The organism is Chryseobacterium ureilyticum (assembly GCF_900156735.1).
GTDB classification, from domain to species: Bacteria; Bacteroidota; Bacteroidia; order Flavobacteriales; family Weeksellaceae; genus Chryseobacterium; species Chryseobacterium ureilyticum.
The window spans coordinates 1-22,200 of the sequence record NZ_FTOL01000004.1 but is presented as its reverse complement, the minus strand read 5'-3'; the positions used below and the strand labels follow the sequence as shown (position 1 = coordinate 22,200).

The window sequence follows — 22,200 nt, the reverse complement described above, 5'->3', positions numbered from 1 at the left end:
TCATGAGAAAACTAATCGTAAGTTGTTTTGTAATGGGAATTGCCGTAAGTGTCAGTGCCCAACAGAGTTATTGGAAAAAGAATGCAGGAAAAACAGCTAAAGTGATCCTTACCAATTCTAAGGTAAATGAAAGAATGACGGATAAAGGTTCTGTGAAATTTGAACAGTTCGGACAGCCAAAAGAAACGGAAGCATGTATTTTTGTAGCTCCTGATTTTAAATATCAAAAGCTGATAGGTATTGGAGGAGCTATTACAGATGCATCCGCAGAAACATTCTACAAGATGCCAAAGAACAAACAAAAAGAAATTCTGGATGCTTATTTTGGAAAAAATGGATTGGGTTATACAGTGGTTCGTACCAATATGAACTCTTGTGACTTTTCCAGTGATTCTTATACTTATGTGCAAGATAATGATACATCTTTAAAGACATTCAACCTTGCTCACGATGAAAAGTATAAAATCCCGATGATCAAGGAAGCTCAGAAGGCTATTGGAAAAAATTTTACTTTTTATTTCTCGCCATGGAGCCCACCAGCCTGGATGAAATCAAACAAAAGCCTTTACAAAGGAGGACGACTTGAAAATCAATATTACCAAACCTGGGCAGATTATTATATTAAATTCATCAAAGAATACGAAAAAAGAGGAATCAATGTTTGGGGATTAACCGTTCAGAATGAACCGATGGCGACTCAATCCTGGGAATCCTGTATTTATACTGCGGAGGAAGAAGGTGAGTTTTTGAAGAATAATCTAGGTCCAACCCTTTGGAAAAACGGATATAAAGATAAAAAGGTAATGATCTGGGATCACAACAGAGATTTGATCTACCAAAGAGCAACCACTACGCTCAGTGATCCGGAAACTTCAAAATATGCCCACGGAATCGGATATCACTGGTATGAAACATGGAATAACAAAACTCAGCTTTTTGATAACCTTGCAGAAACACACAGAGCTTTTCCAGATAAATTCCTTGCATTTACAGAAGGTTGTAAAGAACAGTTTGCGATGGACAGAATCTACGATGTAAGCCTTGGAGAACTGTATGGTAAAAATATGCTGAACGATTTCAATAAAGGAAACGCTATGTGGACAGACTGGAATATCTTATTGGATGAAACCGGTGGACCCAATCACAAAGGGAATTTCTGCTTTGCACCGATCATTGCAGATACTAAAACAGGAGAAGTGTTCTATACTTACGAGTATTATTATATAGGACATGTTTCAAAATTCATTAAACCGAATGCACAAAGAATTGGCTCTTCTTCAAACAGAGCCGCTTTAACGTCTTCAGCCTTCATGAATGAAAACGGACAATTGGTAACCGTTATTATGAATGATTCTGATAATGATATTGAAACAAACCTTTGGATCGAAGGGATGGCTGCAAAATTAAATGCTCCGGCACATTCTATACAAACCGTAATTTTATAACATCATATTAATATTATTTTAAGTGGGATCGGCAGGCTCTTTAGAGCCCGCCGATTATTTTTTGTTAATAAATGAAAATCAGTAAAATTTACTTATTTTTTGTTTATATATATGTTGTTTTCTTACAAAACTTTTTTCTAATTCTTTCGAAATAGGTTTTACCTCAAGTATAATGTTAAAAAGATGACTGTTTTAATGAATGATTAACTTAATAAACATTGTAAAAAATTAAATTGACTCTGTTTTATTGTGAAAAATATATTGTTATTGTGTTTAATTTGAATATTTTATAATTTTATTTTTTTTATTTCGAATGAATTTTTAATTGTGTATTAATTTGATTTTCATGTTGTTGTGTTTTATTTTGTGATGTTTTTATATACTTTCCGTGAAAATACGGTGTTTGGAATTGTTGTTAAATATTTAAATTAACGATGAAAAAAACAATATTTCAAAACAACAATGAAAAAAAACTATTTCGGTGCATTATTCTTATGCACTTCTTTAGGCGTATCAGCCCAACAAACAGAAGTCTATTTTAAATATGATGAAGCAGGTAATCAAAGGTATCGTGGCTTTAGCGCAAGTGCAAGACAAGAACCTGAATCTTTGGTAAAAACAGGTGACACTAACTCTCTATCAATCATGGATGAAAAAACATTCTGGAAGCAGATCCGTTTATATCCAGTGCCTGTTAATGATGTGCTGACTATTGATTGGACAGATGAAGTAAATGAACTCATAGAATCTGTTTCATTATACCAGCACAGCACGATACATTGGAAATTTCAGCAACAGATCATTCCGGAGCTTAATAAGCAGCTTAAGATCAATATGACGGGATATAGCTGGGGAGTGTATGTGCTTCGTTTTACTTTAAAAGACGGAAGAACTTTGAGTAAAAACATTACCAAAAGATAATTCTAAAACACAAATTAATGAACTCTAATAGAAGGAAAATAAAATTATTTTCGAGCTTTCTGCTATCCTGTATTTCGATAATAGGATTTTCACAGAATACACAAACACAGAAATTCCATGATACAAAAGGAAATATAGAGGTTACCTCAGCAGGACAGCTTCAGTATACATTAGCTATTGAAACTCCACCCGGTATAAAAAATATGGTGCCCGATGTTAATCTTACCTATGTAAGTGGTGCCGGAAATGGACTTGCCGGTTATGGATGGAATATTTCCGGGATAGCATCTATTTCAAGAACAGGTAAAAATCTTGAAAAAGATGGAGTCATGAAGGGAGTACAATTAGATTATTCAGATTACTACAGCTTCGGTGGGCAAAGGCTCATTTTAAAATTGGGAGAATATGGCAAGGATGGTGCAGAATATATAACTGAAAAATACTCCAATATAAAGATTAAATCAGTAGGGGCTATTGCAGGGCAGTCATGGCAGGGTCCTGAATATTGGGAGGTTACTCTTGAAAATGGTTCTCAGGTATGGTATGGTGCAACCTCTTCGGGAAATAGTAATGCAAGAACTCCTTTAGATTATTACATTGTAAAATCAAAAGATACCAATGGTAACTATATTACTTATGATTATATACTGGAAAATAATGTTGCTGTTATCAATAATATTGAATGGGGAGGAAATGAAACTCAAAATACTCCGTCTATTAATAAAATGATGTTCACTTTCCAAGCAAGACCTAAGTCAGAGACAGCCTATATAAAAGGGAGTGAATTTTCTCAATCTAAATTACTTGAATCTATTACTGTTACTACAAAAGGAAAACAACATAAAAAGTATAAGCTAATCTATAAAACAGATTACCAGAAAACTCTTTATAGGTATCTGGAAAAAATAACCATTTTAAACAGTGATGATGAAGAAACTACCCCAGCTCATTTCATTTACGAAAAATCATATAATCCGTATACTGCAAATCGGCATGATTGGAAAGCAGGGACAACATTAAAGCCTAATAGTGATACTGATGTAATAGGGGATTTTGATGGAGATGGCAATCTTGATTTATTAAGGTATCACTCTGTAACATCTGATAAAATACCACAAAAAGGCTTATATCACTATAAAAACTTCTATTCACTTACCCTTGATGTTTCTAATAATATTCCACAATTTATAGAGAGTACTTTATTAGGTTTAAAAGAAGCAGTAGCTGTGAACTTAAAAAAAGAGAATTTAATCCATAATAGACAGGGATTTGTCATATATCAAAAAGTTAAAAATTCAACTACGTCCAAATTTGATCTTGAGCTATTATTTTATAGTATTGGAGGAAATAATCAATTGGTTTTAAACCATAGAAAAGTTATAGCGAATTCTGATTATGACAATACTTATGGTACATCGCAGAATGGTACTGTTACTACCATTGAAGGGATGAAAAATGTCGATTTTAATGGAGATGGGCTAAGTGAAATTATTTTAATGTTTAATGACAAGGTATGTCAATCATTGGGAGGTCCTACTGGTAGACCCTCCAAGTGTGATGAGCGTAAAAGATATTATGTTGTTGACCTTAATGAGTCTCTTCAAAATAACAGCTGGTTTTATCCTTTATCATTATATCCTGATTCTGATAAAAGAGATCAGGATGTATTTACTCTTTATAGGACAGGAGATTTCAATGGAGATGGATTATTTGACTTTCTGAAAATAAATGCAGATAAAAATCCGTTATTGATTACTTTTCAGAAAAATACCTCAGGGAAGTATACTTCTAGTTTATCTCCTTTTAATCCTTCCAACAGTGAAATCATCAAAGGAGTATGGGAAGACGGTTTAGTTGGTGATTTTAATGGCGATGGACTTAGTGATCTTATGGTGACTGCTGATGTTACTTCTGCCTTGTGGTATCTCTATACATCAAAGGGAAATGGCTTTAAAGAAGAAATTGTAGCTTTTGAACGACAGGCAAAAACTCGTCAGATACTTACAGAATCGAATGAAAATATTAAAGTGTACAATCCTCGAACATTTGTAGCATACGATATTAACAATGATGGAAAAACAGATTTAGTTAACCTTCAATCTCAAAGATTTTATAACAGATATTGGGCAGAAGACAGCACTTTTGGAGCAGCTTATAAAGAAGAAATAAGATTAACCTTTAAGGTTTTTTCAATTTTTGGAGGTGATTACAGTACTGTGAATGATATTTATGGATATAGTGACTATAACACTTATTTTACAGCTAATAACTATGCTCAGCAATTAGCTGTTGGTAAATCAGACTTTATAGGAGTTCCTGCTGATCTGTGGACAGGAGCGATGTTAAAAAAAATTGTGATGGGATCTATTAGAGAAATTGATCTTGCTTATGGTAAAGGGCAATATACAAAGTCAAGTAATTTCTTTGATATTTCAATGGAAGGGCGTATTAAAAGTATCATACAAGGAGGGGTGACTACTGATATTACCTACAAGCAATTAGATAAAACAAAGAATCCAGGATTATATGACGGGGTTAAAACTGAAAACTATCCTTATGTTGAAATTAATCAATCAACAGGAATGTATGTTGTTTCAGAGCTTAGCCAATCTATCACTTCGGATAAGAAACTGAAAAAGGATTTCAGATACAGAGGGCTTACGTCTAATATTCTTGGAAGAGGAATGATAGGATTTAGAAAAACAGCCCGCTCGTCATGGTATGCAGAAGGATTTGAAAATACAAAAGTATGATCAGGGGTAGAGATTGATCCTGCCAATGAGGGTGTTCCTGTGAAAGAATGGAAAATCAAGACTAATGAGGAATCCAAAATATTTACGGAAGACCTTTCTGAAAATAACTTACAATTATTGAGCCTTTCCACCATAACCTACCAAAAAGATAAACTTTTAAACGGCCAGACAGTGGCAAACATATCAGACGCAGACAAAGCTAAAATAGTTACATCACTTCTTCCAAAAACAAGTAGAAGTAAAGACTTTTTGACTAATGTCATTACTGAAAATACAATTACTTACGGTCAGTATTATTTGCCTTCTATTTCAAAAACATCTGTTAATGGAAATATAGGTGTATCAAGCCAGCAATTTACATATGCTAATAACCCTTCCGGACAAGGAAAAGATTATTATATAGGAAGAGTTACTGTTAAAGTAAATGAGAACAATGCATATTCTGATAATCATAAAACAATGGAATTATACATTTACGAAAATAATCTTGTAAAAATGATTGGGATTATTCCAGGAGCAGATATTCATAATCTAAATAATGGCATAACGAATGAGTTTATGTATGATGGATTTGGAAATATTATTAAAAAGACAATTAAAATAGGTAATAACAATGCTATTAATGTAAATGATGGACCTACACAAACTGAAAGCTTAGAATTTGATTCTACTGGTAGATTTGTTATAAAGAAAACTGATAATTTGGGACTGGAAACAAATTTTACTTATAATGATTTAGGGCAGATATTAACACAAACAGATCCATTGGGGAATATCATTACAAATACGTACGATAATTGGGGTAAGCTTTTAACCTCAGCCAATAATTTGGAAGGAACAACTACTTATGTATATGATAAGGATACCAATTATAATGTTACTATTACCCAGAATGAATCGGATGGAAATATTACGAAAGTATTTACTAATAAACTGGGACAGGAGTATCGGACTTCTACAAAAGCTTTTGAACAAGGGAAATTTGTATCTAAAGATATTCAGTATGATATATTAGGAAGAAAAACAAAAGAATCTGAACCCTATTTCGAAGGACAGAGCGCAAATCAATGGAATACTATTATTTATGATGATTCTGTATTCCCTGCCAAAGTTACGACTACAGCTTTTAATGGTAAACAAACAGAAACTATGGTCTCAGGTTTGGCAACAACTGTTAAAGAGCTTAATATTAATGGATACCAGAGAACAACCTCCAAAACAGCAGATGCTTTAGGTAATATCATTGCCACTACAGATAAAGGAGGAACAATACATTTTTCCTATAATGCCATCGGAAAGCAAATTCAGGCTAAGTATGGAGAAAATATAGTGACTACAAAATATGATAAGTGGGGAAGAAAATCTGAGTTTAATGATCCTTCAAATGGGCTATACAAATATCAGTATAATGGGTTTGGTCAGCCTACCAAAATCATAAGCCCTAAAGGAACTAAAGAATATATCTATAACAAATCAGGACAGTTGATTTCTCAAAAAGAACTTTCCATAGCAGACGCAGGACAAGCAACCAATAAAACTATTTCTTTTGTATATAATTCTAAAGGTCTGCTTATTAAAAAATCTGGTATTGCACAGGGACAGGAGTTTAGTTCTGATTTTACATACGATCCTCAGGGAAGATTGATATCAACTTCAGAAAATAGTTACGGAAGAAAATATACTCAAAAAGGAATTATCTATGACGATAAAGGGAGGATCATTTCCTTTGAAAAAGAATTACAGGGAGGTGTAATTACCAAGGCTACTATAGAAAATGTTTACAGCGCATGGAACGGAGAGCTTTATCAGATCAAAGATAAAAACTCTGGTAAAGTCTTATGGGAGCTTAAAGAAACTAATGTTAAAGGTCAGGCATTAAAAACAAAATTAGGAGAAGTGGAAATTAAGAATTCTTATGATGTAAATGGTTTCTTAACTAATACTAATCACTCATCAGCTATTAAGCCTTCCATTCTTCAATTGTCCTATTCTTTTGACGCTATAAAGAACGAATTGAGAACCAGAACAACAAGCGGGGATTTTAATATTACTGAATCTTTTGATTATGATGATAATAATCGCCTTACCAATTGGACTAGCCCAATAACCGGAATTAAGCCATCTTCAGATAGAAATGTTTATGATAGTAAAGGGAGAATTACCCAAAATGATCAGATAGGAAATATTAAGTTTGAAAATTCTGATAGAATTTACCAGCCAACGGGGATGACTTTAAATACGACAGGAATGCAAAATTATAATGGTGATTTGATTCAAACCGTTACTTATAATGAAAATAACGATCCAGTACAGATAAATGGAGAAAAAGCCCGTATTAATTTTGGTTATGGACTAGAAAGTATGAGACAGAAGGTAAATATTATTGAATTAAAAAAGTCTCCAATGCCCTCTGGTAAACCACAGTTTACATGGCAAGATACTTTTACTAAATTTTATAGTGAAGACGGTAGTTTTGAGATAGTAATAGATCTTATTAACCAAAAAGAAAAGCACATTTTATATATCGAGGGAAGTCCTTATGAATCAAACATCGTATATTTGAAGGACTTTGGTCAGACAGAAGGATCTTATAAATTTCTTCACAAAGACTATTTAGGAAGTATCCTCGCTATAAGTGATGAATCAGGGAATAGGCTTGAGCAGAGACACTTCGATGCCTGGGGAAATCTCACACATTTACAATACGGAAACACACCCGTTATCACGGATAAAAATGTTATTGACAATACCTTAATATTAGTTGACCGTGGCTATACCGGTCATGAATACTTTGCGAAGGTAGGGATTATTCACATGAATGGCAGATTGTATGATCCATTATTAAGAAGATTCCTAAATGCAGATGAGAATATACAAGACCCTACCAATACCCAGAATTATAATAAGTACGGATATGTGATGAATAATCCATTAATGTACAACGATCCTGATGGAGAATTCTGGATGTGGTTAGCAGGCGCATTAGTAGGAGGGTATTTAAATGGTGTAGCTGCCAATAATGGTAACTGGAATCCTACAAAATGGAATTGGCAGAAATCATGGAGTGCAGTAGTGGGAGGCGCTATTGGTGGGGCGGCAATTGGAGGTAGTATAGGTAATATATCCAATAATGCAGGAGCTATTAAGAATTATTTACCAGGAATTGTTTCAGGAGGATTAAATTCTGCTTTTAGTGGAGGAAATTTCCTAGGTGGTGCTATTGGAGGTTTATTTTATAGTGCTGATGTATTTGATAATAAGTTAGCCACAAATATGAATGACAAACAATATACTAAATTAAACCAATTATTTAATTCAGAATCACCTACAATACTAGGTAAAAACATATTGGCTGGATTTTTGGAGAAAAATGGAATAATGCCCTATGACCCTGCTACGGCTAAAAGTTTGAATAAAATAATATCTTTGTTTTCTTTACCTGGACAATGGATCAAAGTTGGAGATAGAAGTACAATTGCTGATTTTTCAACTGGATATTTAAATTATTCTATAAATTCTACAACACAGTACTTAGAATTATTTATAAATGGTACTCTGCAAAGTACATCTTGGGGAGTAACTAATCCTATAAATGGTAAAATAATATTAGCACAACGCTTAATAGATGGTCTAGAAAATAATTTTTTTGCGGCCTCGGTTGTTATACATGAACAAGATCATTTTTCTAATTTTAAAGCAGGTATTTATCAAGGTAATAATTTTATTAGCAATGAGCTAAATGAACTATCAGCTTATAGAGCCGCTGCTAAGTGGACAGGATCTATGGAAAAACAAGGGTTTATTCATTTAAAAAATGTTATAGAATATTTTTTAAAACTATATAATCATTAAATTTAAATTATGAAAAAAATTGTTATATTACCTTTTTGTCTTTTGTTTATTTATTGCTCGAATCAAATTAAATTGAATAAAGGAAAAGATGTTGATATTATATTTCCATTAACCCACATTGATTCCCAATCCACAAAGGTCATAGAGGAGATTATAAAAAATAATACTAATAATACCTATATTATTGATCCTTTAGGTTTTTATGGTAAATCTTTTGTTCTGGAAAATGGGAAAATATTAGATCCATATCTGTATTTTAAAAATGGGTATTATTCTAGAAACGATACATCATGTCGTGAAGATTTGATTATTTTAAATCCATTTCAAACAATAAATCATTCAATAATCTTCGATAAAAACAATCGAGCTGTTTATAAATATACTAATTCGAATAAGTACGAGCAGATTATTAAATCTTTTCATAACAGATATAATGCAACAATTTTAGGTTGTGATTATTATGTTAAGGAATTAGAGTCTAAGGGATACAAAGTTTTAGAAGATAGTATAGTAACTAAAATTCCTTTAAAACCTTAGGGAATACATCCTTAATTAGTATGAAAGCATTTATTTTTCTATATACTGTAAATGAAACTATATATGAAAAATCTTATTTAAAAAGTAAATATTATGCAGGCTATAAAATAAAAGTTTCTAATAACATTTGGATATTTTGTTATTTACATCATTTTGATTTACATAGTGAAGAATTGCTTTGGACAATTTAATTTGATTCCCGGAATAAAGTAATAAAATCAAATTTAGTAATTGCAAGTTGGAATGAATCTACTGAAAAAAAGATTAATTATTTTGACGGTAAGCATATTTCAATAACAAGTTCATACGGAAGAAATTTTAAAGATGGTATAGAGGGAGATAATAGTATACCTATCGAAGTATCTGAAATTTTTGAAATTGATAAAGAGTATCGATTCAGGAAAATAAAATAATTTTAATACTATCGGATTCCATACAACAAACCCGCAACACATTATTAAAATGTATTGCGGGTTTTTATTTATTTAATATATTGAAATACTATTATTCAGCGTCGTATTTACTGATCACTTTCTGAGTAACACCTGTACTGCTGAAACCTCCATCATGGAAAAGATTCTGCATTGTTACTTTCTTAGTAAGATCAGAGAATAAAGTCACACAGTAGTTGGCACAGTCTAAAGCTGTAGCATTTCCTAGTGGAGACATATCGTCAGCGTATCCTAAAAATCCTCCGAAACCTTTCACACCGCTACCAGCTGTAGTAGGAGTAGGAGACTGAGAAACTGTGTTTACACGTACTTTTCTTTCGCCCCAGTAATTACCGAAAGTTCTTGCAATACTCTCAAGATATGCTTTGTTGTCAGACATATCATTATAGTCAGGGAAAGTTCTCTGAGCTGCAATGTAAGTAAGAGCAAGGATGCTTCCCCATTCATTCATGCAGTCTTTTTCCCAAGCCACACGCATTACTTTGTGGAATGATACAGCAGAAACATCCCAACCTTTTTCTAACCAGTCGTAGTTCATTTCTGTATAATGTTTCCCTTTTCTTACATTTACGGACATTCCTATAGAGTGAAGAATAAAGTCTATTTTACCAAATTTAGCAACAGCAGCATCAAAAAGCTTCTCAAGATCTTCTATAGAAGTAGCATCAGCACCCATTACTTCAGATCCTGTTTTTTCAGCTAAAGCATTAAGTTCTCCCATTCTCATAGCGATAGGAGCATTCGATAAGATGAATTCCGCACCTTCTTCATGACATCTTTCAGCAACTTTCCATGCGATAGATTGTTCATTAAGAGCTCCAAATATAATTCCCTTTTTGCCTTTAAGTAAACCGTATGACATAATTTTTTAATGTTTATTGAACTACAAATGTAGCAATAATTGTAGTTATGACATAATAAAAATGGAGCCTTATCCATTATAAGACTCCATTTATCTTGAAAATATTTATATGACTGAAATTTTAATTAGTTTTCTTATTCCATTCCGCCTTTACATCCTCTGCAGCATCCTTGGTTTTCTCCCATGCCTCATCTGCTTTATCCTTAATATCTTCCCAGGCATCTGATACATTAGCTTTTACCCTGTCCAGCCAATCCTCCTGACTTGCTTCCTGGTCATTATTTCGTTTTTCATTGATATAATCCTTGGCTTTGTCTGCCAATTCGTTGATTTTCCATTTCGTGTTATCAGCTGCATTCTGTAAAGAATTTTCTACATTGTTTACTGCATTTTCCGCTTTGTTATAATCTGAATTGTTCATAATACTATAAATTAGGTTTGGTAATATTGATTAAACAATAACCATTCCTAAAATCGGAGAGCTTTGTTAAACTTTTCATAATCTTTTGTTATATTTTTCTAAATCATCTTACCTTTATTCAATAGATCTGATAATTATGGAAAAAATACGTTGTGGCTGGTGCGAGAAAGATGACCTTTATAGAAAATATCACGATGAAGAATGGGGAAGACCCGTATATGATGATGAAACCCTATTTGAATTCCTTGTTCTTGAAAGCTTTCAGGCTGGTTTGAGCTGGTATACTATTTTATCTAAAAGAGAGAACTTCAGAGAAGCATTCGATCATTTTGATTATCAGAAAATCGCAGCTTATTCAGATCAAAAAATCGCAGAATTAATGGATAATGCAGGAATCATCAGAAACAAACTTAAAATTCTGGCAACTGTTACCAATGCGCAAAAGTTTATGGAAGTTCAAAAAGAATTCGGGAGTTTCTCAAAATATATCTGGGATTTTGTTGATGGAAAGCCATTAGACAACAGACCTGGTACATTAAAAGAAATTCCTGCAACTACAGAAATATCTGATATAATCTCTAAAGACCTTAAAAAAAGAGGCTTCAAATTTGTCGGTTCCACAGTTATTTATGCTCATATGCAGGCTACAGGTATGATAAATGATCACATTGAAAGCTGTTTTACCAGGAAATAATGAATTGTATTTTATTCTTTTTATGGTGATTTTTTTGATAATTATATAATTGTTGATTACTAAATGTATAGATATTTTTTTCTTCAAATGCTTATCACTAAAAGAGTTTTTAAATCATTGTAAATTAGTATTTTTCATCTTTTGGTGAGTAGTGTGTTCTTTAGTCACTCTAAAGTGTGTTAAATTATTGAATTTTCAATAAAATTACATATTTATTAAAAAGTTTGTATATTTGCATCCTCAAAAAACACATTGATGCAGAGAAAATACAAACAATACTTAAGCCTTCTTTTTTTACTGTTTACTATGATTATGAGTGCGCAGATTGGGATTGGTTTACCAAGTCCTGATCGTTCAGCAATGCTTCATGTAGACTCTAAAGATAAAGGAGTGCTTTTGCCAAGTATTGCTTTAGCATCTACAACAGACATTGCTACGGTGCCTTCTCCGGCAGATGGACTTATCGTATGGAATAACGGAAAAGCCGGACTTACAGAAGTAGGTTTTTATTATTGGTATGAATCAAAATGGAATAAAATATCCACAGATTCCAGTACAATGAGTAAAACCGATAACGGGACAGGCTGGAATACGACGGGAGAAAACAGTGGAAATTATAGTGGAGCCAATACAGCGTTGTCATTGGGAACGAAAACAATGGATGACCTGGTCTTTAAAGTTAATGCTTCTATCGCAGGAAGATTAGGAGTAGATAATTCAGTAAGTTTTGGATTGGGAGCAAATGCCGGACAGAATGGTATTGCTATTGGAAGTTCAAGTTCCGCATTTCAGGGAATTTCTATCGGTAGTGCAGCAGCCGTTTCTGCAAATGATGCTTTGGCAATCGGGAATAAATCGACTGCGGGAGCTTTTAAGTCAACAGCAATTGGGTATAACGCCCAAACGAGTAAAAATGAATCTACTGCAATTGGAAATAATGCATCTGCAGGAGGATTTCAATCCATCGCATTGGGATACAATGCAAAAACAAATACAAATAGTGAAACAGCATTAGGATATAATGCTTTAACGAATAAAGAAAATTCAACAGCTGTAGGCTCAGAAGCTAATGCTTTGGGGCAATATTCAACAGCTATAGGATATGGAGCTACCACCTCACAAGCCAATGCCATTGTTTTGGGGAATAATAATGCGAATGTAGGTATTGGCACTGGTGCTCCGAATACTTCTGCAAAGCTTGACGTAAACGGACAATATAAACTTGGTGAGAAAGGAAGCATACAGAAAAATCAGATTACTTTTGAAGTATGGGCTGATGTATCTATTAATAATTTGCCTCCAGGAAAATCTAAAACAATGGAAATTGCTGTTCCGGCAGGATTTCAACCAGGTTCTACAAGAGCCGTAGTTGTGATTTCTCCGGCAGGAGATTTTGCAGGAAACACAACTTTTTCCATCTCTAATCCAAGGCTGACATCTACTTCGAGTATTGCAATTAACCTTACCAATATTTCAGGGAGTGCAAACAGTTTATACTCAAGTCATTTTTATGTGATGATCAATGAGTTTTAATTTGATAATAAGTTTTATTATAGTTGATATGGTGTTAAGGCTTCCTGATTGGGAAGCCTTTTTTATTTTTTTTGATTAAGTAATTTCTATTTTCTATCAATCTTATTTTCAGTGAAAATGTATTTTATTTATTTATAACGAAGGAAATGATACCCCAGATATAGCCGGCACAAGACTGAAAGATCATAAAGGAAAAAGGAATCATAAGACTTCTGAAAACCAAACCTGCTTTCGAATATCCTGATTGGGAGAAAAACTGAGAATAAAACCATATTCCATAAATAAGACTAAATATGAAGAATACCAAAAAATATGAAGTGACAAGAGCTGCTGACTTATCAAAGAATAAAGTAATTGCTGTTAAAACTACCGTAGCTACCATTTCAGCAGCAGTTTTATAAGCATTGAGAACAAGATGCTCAGAGTAATTAAAGCCAGCTTTTCGAAACCAAATATAACTGAAAATAGCGTTAAAAGGAATCATAAGCAATAGAAATACTTTCAGGTAAGATGTCATTAATTCCTGTATGGAAACCATTTTATCTTTAATATTATCAGATACTAAAACACTGTATTCCAGATTTGAATAATGTGAAAGTATCGATGAAATCGTAGCTGTTAATAGTAAAAGCGTGATGACGTTGAAATAATTGGCTCTTTTTCCAAGAATGTATTCCCTTACACTGTTTCCGGGTCTTGTAAATAGTTCTTTCACCGTATACAGAATTCCCTTATCTACATGCCATACCCCGTGGATAAGATCATGTTCTATAAAATGTCTTAAAGAATATCTGTGAGTACTGGATTTTTGTCCGCAGCTGCCACAATAATTGGTAGTGACAGGCTGGTTGCAGTTTAAACATGTATGATTCACTTTTGAAGATTTCTTTAGTTAGACTTACGAGACTTAATTTCGTTACGCACATCTTTTTGGCTTTTCCAGAAAATAAGAAAGATAGGTAAGAATGAGATCGGTAAAAAGGTAATGGCAGTTGTTCCCTTTTTTGCAGTAGTATAAAGAGAAGCTAATACCATAATTCCCCATAAAATAGAATAGAAAATAAATATAGCTTTTCGCTTTTTTTCTTCTTTTATCAGCTCATCATAGGATAGTTCCGATAGTTTATTGGTTTTCATATTCGAGATTAGTTTTTAAGAATTCGTTTGTACTAAATTAATCAAAAAGTGAAATGGATAAATAAAATTGATTAAAAAAGTAGAAGAATAGTATAAAAAACACCCTTTAGTGTAGTATATTTTGAAGGCAGGATAACGGTAATTAGTAATTAATGTTTTAAACAAATATATTTTGCGCAAAATAATTTAAGTATTTTTGTTCTTTCAAAATAAATTATGATAGCCTTCTCAGAACATTTATGCTTTAAAACCTATGCTGTTTCAAGGTATATTACAGGCTTATACAAGCCTTACCTGGATGAAATTTCCCTGACGTATCCTCAATACCTGGTTATGCTGGTATTATGGGAAAACGGAGAAATGAATATTAGTAAAATTGGTGAATACCTTCATTTGGATAACGGAACATTAACGCCTTTGCTGAAAAGAATGGAAAAAAACGGACTACTCAGCAGAAACCGAAGTATGGATGATGAAAGAGTAGTACTCATCAATTTGACAGAGGATGGAAAAGTGCTTAAAGAACAGACAAAACATATCCCAGAAGCAGTACAAAGTTGTTTTCCTCTCAATGGAGAAAAGAAAAAGGAATTAATGAATACTTTGGACGAAATATTATTAGCGCAAAATCAATCAGAAATATGAAAAAAATAGGGATCATAGGATACGGATGGCTTGGAGAAAGAATTGCGAACTCCATGTTCGGTAAATACTCAATCTATACTACCACGACTACTCAGGAAAAAGCAGATCAAATAAATGCAAAAGGATTGAGTGCAATAGTTGCAAGTTTCCCGGATTATCAGCTTTCTGAGCCAATTTCAATATGGGATGCTTTGGAAGAGCTTGATGTGTTAATTATTACCATTCCGATCTCTGGAAAAAGCTGTTGTGTAAGTTCTTTATACAATAGAATTCAAAATTTATCAGCATTTATAGGTGATTTTAAAGGGCAAATGTTTTTAATGAGTTCCACGGGCGTTTATCCGGATGTTTCAAGAGACTTTACTGAAGAAGATGTTCCTGTGGAAAATGTTTCCGGAGAAAGAATGATGAAAAATAAATATCCACAGATCAATATTTTAAGATTGAGTGGTCTGATGGGCGATAACAGACTTCTGAAGAACTATAAAATAAGCAATCCTGATCATGTTGTAAATCATATCCACTATGCAGATATTGTTGGTATTATCTCAAAAATGATTGATCAGGAAAGCTCATCAAAATTGTATAACGTAACAGCCCCGATTCATCCCATAAAATCTCAGGTGATGAATGCTCAGAAAAATATAGAAGTTCCAGAAGAAATATCGGAAATGAAAGGGAAGACAATTCTATCTTCAAAGCTTATCGAAGAACTGGAGTATGTTTTCCAACATCCTGATCCACGAACGTTTCATGAGGTCTTATAGATTGAAAGAATGAAGATTAAACATCGTCAATGATAAAAATAAAATCTGCGACATCAAAGAAAATAAAAACCTTTGGCTTTAGCCAAAACGTAATAAAAAAGCTATCCTCACTTAAGAGAATAGCTTTTATTGTATATTGTTTTCTGTAATTACTTGATGATTCTGTCAAGTACCCACTCAATAAGTTTTTTCTCAGAATTATGGTGGTCTGCAGAGAATTCTCCACGTCTTCTGTTGGCAATTACGTTATTTACAGTAATCGCTTTGTGACCTAATAATTTTGAAAGAGCATAGATTGCAGACGTTTCCATTTCGAAGTTAGTTACTCCAAGATCATTCAATGTTTCAAGGAATTTATCATCCACAGCCTTTAGACGAAGTTGTCTTCCCTGTGGAGCGTAGAATCCTGGGAAAGTAGCTGTGTTTCCGTGGTATTTTGCATCCTTGTAATATTCACCCATTTCTTCAGCCCAGTCTGCGAAATAAAGCATTGGTTTGATTTTTTCGTAAGGGAATTTTTCCATGAAACTTCTTGAGAATTCATTTTCGAAGTTATAGTCCTGATAGAAATGCATTAAACCATCTAACCCTACTACATTTTGAGTGACAAGCATATTGTCAACCTGTACGTCCGGATTTACACTACCACAAGTTCCCATACGGAATAATTCAAGGGCTTTGTGCTCCGTTTTAAACTCTTTGTTTTGAAGATCGATGTTTACCAAAGCATCCAGCTCGTTCATTACGATATCGATGTTCTCCGTTCCGATACCTGTAGACATTACTGTGATTCTTTCTCCACGAAGAGTTCCTGTATGAGTGTAAAACTCTCTTTTATTCTTTTTGATTTCTACAGTATCAAAATATTTTGAAACCTTTGCCACTCTGTCCGGGTCACCCACAAGGATGATTTTGTCAGCAATATCTTCAGGTAAAAGATTCAAGTGGTATACACTTCCGTCTTCATTCAGAACAAGTTCTGAAGCAGCAAGTTTGTTTAGCATAATTTATATTTTTTTGTTTTTAATTAATGAAAATTGCCTCTCTATAAGGAGAAACCAAAGCTGATTTAATGATTTTTTATTGGTGATATGATTTCTTGGAAAATGACTATTGATTAAACACAAAAATTATTCCTGATTTCTATTTTTCTGTTGAATACATTCAATAAAAGGAAGAAAACCTGCCGTAACAGCAAACAATAACTTTGTTTTCATAATACTATTTTAGTTTGATGTGTTGAATTTAATTAAAATAATCCTCTCCCAATAACCTCTCGCCATTATTTTGCCGGTATTTCAGAATAAACCGTTCTCCTAAGAATAATGAATCTGATTTCGGGGTTTAAAATTAGTAAAAAATTATTGTACAGGAAATATAAACATTATTTAATCTGCTATTAAAGTTAGGATAATATTTGATTAATAGTTTTGCCGGTAAAAATTCATGAGATCTTATCCACTGCTTATTGTTGCTCTTCTTATAGGGTTTGCAGTAATGTCTTTTAATCCTGCTTACAAAGGAAAAGAAAGTGAGAATACATTTATTAATAAAGGTTTATCTGACTTTAAAACAAAGCTTGAACAATTAAAATCAGATGTTCATCAGTTTTCAGAAGACCGTATTTCTCTTGAAGAATTACAGAAATCACTCAGCAACACGAGAAAATCCTTTAAAGAAATTGAGTTTTATATAGCCTATCATTATCCGGAATTTACCAAAACTCATCTTAACGCGGCTCCTTTATTTCATATTGAAGCAGCAGGAACCTCGGCTTATACACTTCCCCCGGAAGGATTACAGGTATTGGATGAATTGATCTTCTCAGAAGAAGCTGCCGATGAAAAAGAAAAGATAAAAACCATTACAGATTTTTTATATAACAGCTATTCAGGGTTTTATTTAAGTGCTATAAAAAATGGATTGAGCAAAGGAAATAATAAAACATTACCACTGCGAATAGAGCTGATCAGAATATACAGTCTTGGAGTAACAGGTTTTGATACGCCAGGTTCTCTTAACATCTCAGAAGAAACAAGTCATGCTCTTTCAGGGATGAGAAAGTACATTAATGATGATTCCTATTTTAAAAATTATAATACTCAAAAAGCAAATCAGATCTTAACAGAATCTGTCGATTATCTCTCAAAGAACAAAGATTTTGAATCTTTCGACAGAATTGAATTTTATAAAAAATACATTCAGCCTTTATATGAAGAACTTGGAAAATGGGATGGAAGTCCTGATGATCTGAAAGAATTTTCAGGTTGGAATGTGAATAACAAAGATTTTTTCAGCAGCGATTTTCTGGATCCGTATTTCTATACTTTACTGAAATCTTCAGAAGATAACCCAGATCTTCGAAACCTTGGGAAATCAATTTTCTATGATCAGAATTTAAGTGGTAATGGAAAAATGAGTTGTGCTACCTGCCATCTGCCTGAGAATGCTTTTACCGACCTTAAAGCGAAATCACAGAGTAATGTTGAGGGAAAAACTGTTTTGAGAAACTCTCCGTCTTTGTATAATGCTGTTTTTGCCAAAAGATTTTTCTATGATCTTCGCGCTTTTTACCTTGAACAGCAGGCTGAACACGTTATTTATAATGAAGAAGAGTTTAATACAAGCTACGAAAGCATTATTCAGAAATTGAAAACCAAGCCTGAATATAAAAAAGCATTCCGTACTGCCTTCAAAGACGGAAAAATCAGTAAAGAGAATTTCTCAAAAGCTTTAAGTTCATATGTAGCTTCATTATATTCTTTTGATAGTGATTTTGATCGTTTCATGAGAAATGAAAAGAATGTTTCCGATGATGTGAAAAAAGGGTTCAATCTGTTTATGGGAAAAGCGAATTGTGCAACCTGTCATTTTGCCCCTCATTTTTCAGGTTTGGTACCTCCGCTTTTTAATGAAAATGAATCTGAAGTGTTGGGAGTGACAACAAAGCCAATCAAGCAGCTTCCTGTAGAGCTTGATCAGGATCTTGGAAGAGGAAACAGTCCTGTGAAAAAAGAAAAATCATGGATCTACGATTACTCATTTAAAACTGTGACGGTTAGAAATATAGCACTTACAAAACCTTATTTCCATAACGGAGCTTTTAATACATTAGAAGAGGTTCTTGATTTCTACAATGAAGGTGGAGGAGAAGGCTTAGGATTAAAAATGAAAAATCAAACGCTTGCTCCTGATAAATTAAATCTTACACAGACAGAAATGAACCAGATTATTGCCTTTTTGAATGCACTTACAGATGTGAGTAAAGGGAAGTAAAGGTTTTGTATACGAGGTGCGAAATTTGGTATTGTTGCCATTTTTTACGTGCTAAATATTCAGTAGAAACCATATATAGTTTCAATAAAATAGGCTCAATTGTGAAACCAAAGTAAATCACATTTACATCAGTTTCACAATTGAGCCTAAGTTATTTTACAGATCGTATTAATCTGTCTGTTTATTGGCTTTGAATCAATTTTTCTAGCTTATCAATTATTTCTTGCTGTTGTTTAAGAATGCGCTCAGAAATTATTTAATAGCCACTAATTCACGGATAAAATTCTTTTCTACCTTATTGAGTCTGTCTTGTTTTGAATCAATTATCAGATATAAAGATGAGTATAAAGAGAAATATGAAATAATTATACTTTCTCTTCCTCAAACCTCAAAACCAGCAACTCGTATCTCGAATTCCCAATCATTTAACATAAAGTTAATCCCCTTAACATTCGGTTTTAAATTAATTAATATTTCCATAATTATATTTAAAATCCTATTAACAGACAAAAAGCCTTTAAAAAATAGCTTTGCAAAGTCTAATAAATCAAAATTAAAATGAAGAAAAAACTACTAACAATTGGAGCTTTGGCTCTGCTTGCAACTTCTGGTATCAAGGCGCAGCAAACTATCTTATTTGATAAAGGTGCATCTTGGAGCTACAAAGACAACAATCAGGCAGAACCGGATGCCTGGAAAACAAAAACCTATGATATTTCAACCTGGGCGGTTGGAAACGGACCATTAGGATACGGAGATCCTGTAACCACTACTATTAATTCAGGGCTTTATGCTGCTTATTTCGCTAAAGACATCAATGTAGACCTTGCAACTCTTACTGATAATATGGAACTTGGAGTAATGAGAGATGATGGTATCATTGTATATCTTAATGGGGAAGAAGTGGTAAGAGATAATATGCCTGCAGGTAACATTACTTTTAATACATTCTCAAGTACTACAGTTGATGGTGCGGCAGAAAACGTATATAATACTTTCTCTATTCCAAAGTCAAAATTTGTAAACGGAACAAATAGAATTTCCATCGAATTACATAACAGAAGTTTAACCAGTTCAGACCTTAGAATTGATGCGTATCTGAAGACACCTTCCAATGTAACGCCACCAATCGTAAACTGCAACGGAACGCACATCAGCTGCTTTACTTCAATTGTTCCTACTGCACAAACAAATAAACTGATCATCCCTGCTGAGCATAAATATCAGCTTATTTTAAAAGAAGGAGATAATTATACAGAAGGAGGAGGTTTAGTAGGTGGACAGAATGACTTTACAGGATACGTAGGAAAAGCAGGAAGCAGCACAAACGGATACCTTTCTGTAAACCACGAAACCAATCCTGGTGGAGTTACGATGGCGGAGATCAATTATAACCCGTCTTCAAAACTTTGGCAACTTACAAAATCAAGAGCAGTAAGTTTTTCAGATCCTAGCTTGGTGCAGACAATCAGAAACTGTTCAGGAGGAATTACTCCTTGGGGAACTATCGTGACGGCAGAAGAATCTGTTACTGCTAACGATATAAATGGTGACGGATATAAAGATTACGGATGGCTTGTAGAGATTGATCCTGCTACAGCTCAGGTTATTTCTAAAAACCCTGATGGTTCTAAAGGTAAGCTTTGGCAGATGGGAATCATGAACCATGAGAACGTAGTGATTAATAGCACAGGAACTGTAGCATATTACGGTGAAGATGGTGGTACTCATATGGTATACAAATATGTAATGGATACTCCAAACAATCTTTCTTCAGGAACCCTTTATGTATTAAAATTGGATCAGGGATTAACACCTGCAGGTGATCCGGCTGGGACTACTGCAACATGGATTGAAGTTCCAAATAAAGAAAAAGCAGATCAAAATAATACAGCAAACCTTGCTTTTTCTAGAGGAGGTACAAAATTCAATGGAGTAGAAGATGTGGATATCAGTCCATTGGACGGAAAAATTTATTTTACAGCAAAAGGATTAGACAGAGTTTACCGTTTAAAAGATGATGGAACAACAGCTTCACAGGTAGAAACTTTCGTGGGTGGAGGTTCTACGGTATATTCATTCAATACCCCTCAGGGAGCGAAAACAGAAGCTTGGGGAGATGGAAATGATAACCTTACGTTTGATGAGCTTGGAAACCTTTGGGTACTTCAGGATGGTGGTAAAAACTATATCTGGGTAATTGCTCCGGATCACACACAGGCAAACCCTAAAGTAAGGCTATTTGCTTCTATGCCGGCAGGATCTGAACCTACAGGTTTGACATTTACTCCGGATCATAAATTTGGATTCTTCTCTATCCAGCACCCTGACGCTACAATTTCTACAGATGTTGACGCTACAGGAAATACAATTGATTACAGAGGAAAATCAGCAACTATAGTTATCGCTCTTAAAGCAAACCTTGGAACAGAAAGTTCTCTTGGAACCATTGAAAACAAAGCAGCAGAAAATACAGTAACTGTAGCTCCAAACCCTACTTCAGGAATCGTGAAAATCAATTCTGCAAAAGGATTAAAGGATATTTCAGTAACTGCTTACAGTATGGACGGAAAAATTGTGTTTACTAAAAAATTCAATGGTACAAACAAAGCTTTGGATCTTGATTTTACGCAACAATTGGAAGGATCTCGTGCCTTACTATTGAATATTGAAGCAGAAGGAGGTTTCCAGAAGACCGTAAAACTTTTAAAGAAATAAATTATTTATAATTCAGTCTGTCGGTAGCTTTTGTTATCGGCAGACATTTTCTATTGATGAAGTTGCCATCATTGGCAAATAAAAATACTAATTAGTCATTCCTAAAAATAAATACAACGATTTGATATTCAATATTTTATTATCAAATTTCGCTTAAAAATGTTGTATAAAATTGCAGAAAATCGTA

16 protein-coding genes are annotated in these 22,200 nt (G+C 33.5%); 11 read left to right on the top strand and 5 right to left on the bottom strand.

What is annotated here, in order from left to right:
- Positions 1–2 precede the first annotated feature (2 nt).
- The 5 genes from BW983_RS12710 to BW983_RS12690 all read left to right on the top strand — a co-directional run bounded on the left by BW983_RS12710 (position 3) and on the right by BW983_RS12690 (position 9,508).
- Complete coding sequence (locus tag BW983_RS12710) at positions 3–1,445, top strand: glycoside hydrolase family 30 protein (RefSeq protein ID WP_076552306.1); 1,443 nt, start codon at positions 3–5, stop codon at positions 1,443–1,445.
- A 462-nt stretch (positions 1,446–1,907) separates the two neighbouring features.
- Positions 1,908–2,366 carry a T9SS type A sorting domain-containing protein gene (locus tag BW983_RS12705; protein ID WP_076552305.1) on the top strand — a complete coding sequence of 153 codons (459 nt, stop codon included), beginning with the start codon at positions 1,908–1,910 and terminating at the stop codon, positions 2,364–2,366.
- 17 nt (positions 2,367–2,383) lie between these two features.
- The gene (locus BW983_RS12700) at positions 2,384–5,119 is read left to right on the top strand and encodes an FG-GAP-like repeat-containing protein (protein WP_076552304.1); all 2,736 of its coding nucleotides are present in this window, start codon (positions 2,384–2,386) and stop codon (positions 5,117–5,119) included.
- 39 nt (positions 5,120–5,158) lie between these two features.
- A complete protein-coding gene (locus tag BW983_RS12695) occupies positions 5,159–8,971 on the top strand; it encodes an RHS repeat domain-containing protein (protein ID WP_076552303.1) in 3,813 nt (1,270 codons plus the stop codon).
- Between the two features lie 9 nt (positions 8,972–8,980).
- On the top strand, positions 8,981–9,508 hold the full coding sequence (locus BW983_RS12690; protein ID WP_076552302.1) for a hypothetical protein: 528 nt from the start codon (positions 8,981–8,983) through the stop codon (positions 9,506–9,508).
- Positions 9,509–10,012: 504 nt separating this feature from the next.
- Here the strand turns inward: BW983_RS12690 and BW983_RS12685 are convergent.
- Together BW983_RS12685 and BW983_RS12680 are read right to left on the bottom strand one after the other, a co-directional pair.
- Positions 10,013–10,822, bottom strand: a complete 810-nt coding sequence (locus tag BW983_RS12685; protein WP_076552301.1) for an enoyl-ACP reductase FabI — start codon at positions 10,820–10,822, stop codon at positions 10,013–10,015.
- A gap of 121 nt (positions 10,823–10,943) precedes the next feature.
- Complete coding sequence (locus BW983_RS12680; protein ID WP_076552300.1) at positions 10,944–11,243, bottom strand: DUF883 domain-containing protein; 300 nt, start codon at positions 11,241–11,243, stop codon at positions 10,944–10,946.
- Positions 11,244–11,379: 136 nt separating this feature from the next.
- On the opposite strand from BW983_RS12680, the gene BW983_RS12675 reads away from it, so the two are divergent.
- Together BW983_RS12675 and BW983_RS12670 are read left to right on the top strand one after the other, a co-directional pair.
- Complete coding sequence (locus BW983_RS12675; RefSeq protein WP_076552299.1) at positions 11,380–11,937, top strand: DNA-3-methyladenine glycosylase I; 558 nt, start codon at positions 11,380–11,382, stop codon at positions 11,935–11,937.
- Between the two features lie 255 nt (positions 11,938–12,192).
- Positions 12,193–13,470 carry a hypothetical protein gene (locus BW983_RS12670; RefSeq protein ID WP_076552298.1) on the top strand — a complete coding sequence of 426 codons (1,278 nt, stop codon included), beginning with the start codon at positions 12,193–12,195 and terminating at the stop codon, positions 13,468–13,470.
- Between the two features lie 124 nt (positions 13,471–13,594).
- On the opposite strand, the gene BW983_RS12665 is transcribed toward BW983_RS12670, so the two are convergent.
- Positions 13,595–14,344, bottom strand: coding sequence for a DUF3667 domain-containing protein (locus BW983_RS12665; protein WP_076552297.1), 750 nt, complete (start codon positions 14,342–14,344; stop codon positions 13,595–13,597).
- Positions 14,345–14,358: 14 nt separating this feature from the next.
- A complete protein-coding gene (locus BW983_RS12660) occupies positions 14,359–14,607 on the bottom strand; it encodes a hypothetical protein (protein WP_076552296.1) in 249 nt (82 codons plus the stop codon).
- Positions 14,608–14,823: 216 nt separating this feature from the next.
- Between BW983_RS12660 and BW983_RS12655 the strand changes: the two genes are divergently transcribed.
- Together BW983_RS12655 and BW983_RS12650 are read left to right on the top strand one after the other, a co-directional pair.
- The gene (locus BW983_RS12655; protein WP_076552295.1) at positions 14,824–15,252 is read left to right on the top strand and encodes a MarR family winged helix-turn-helix transcriptional regulator; all 429 of its coding nucleotides are present in this window, start codon (positions 14,824–14,826) and stop codon (positions 15,250–15,252) included.
- On the top strand, positions 15,249–16,019 hold the full coding sequence (locus BW983_RS12650) for a Rossmann-fold NAD(P)-binding domain-containing protein (protein WP_076552294.1): 771 nt from the start codon (positions 15,249–15,251) through the stop codon (positions 16,017–16,019). The genes BW983_RS12655 and BW983_RS12650 overlap by 4 nt, the downstream gene beginning before the upstream one ends.
- A 149-nt stretch (positions 16,020–16,168) precedes the next feature.
- Here the strand turns inward: BW983_RS12650 and BW983_RS12645 are convergent, their stop codons facing one another.
- Positions 16,169–17,023: a nucleoside phosphorylase gene (locus tag BW983_RS12645; RefSeq protein ID WP_076552293.1), complete on the bottom strand. Its 855-nt coding sequence runs from the start codon at positions 17,021–17,023 to the stop codon at positions 16,169–16,171.
- A gap of 442 nt (positions 17,024–17,465) precedes the next feature.
- Here BW983_RS12645 and BW983_RS12640 point away from each other — a divergent pair, with 442 nt between their 5' ends.
- Together BW983_RS12640 and BW983_RS12635 are read left to right on the top strand one after the other, a co-directional pair.
- Complete coding sequence (locus BW983_RS12640) at positions 17,466–19,295, top strand: cytochrome-c peroxidase (protein WP_076552292.1); 1,830 nt, start codon at positions 17,466–17,468, stop codon at positions 19,293–19,295.
- Between the two features lie 558 nt (positions 19,296–19,853).
- A complete protein-coding gene (locus BW983_RS12635; RefSeq protein WP_076552291.1) occupies positions 19,854–22,013 on the top strand; it encodes an alkaline phosphatase PhoX in 2,160 nt (719 codons plus the stop codon).
- Positions 22,014–22,200: the final 187 nt, after the last annotated feature.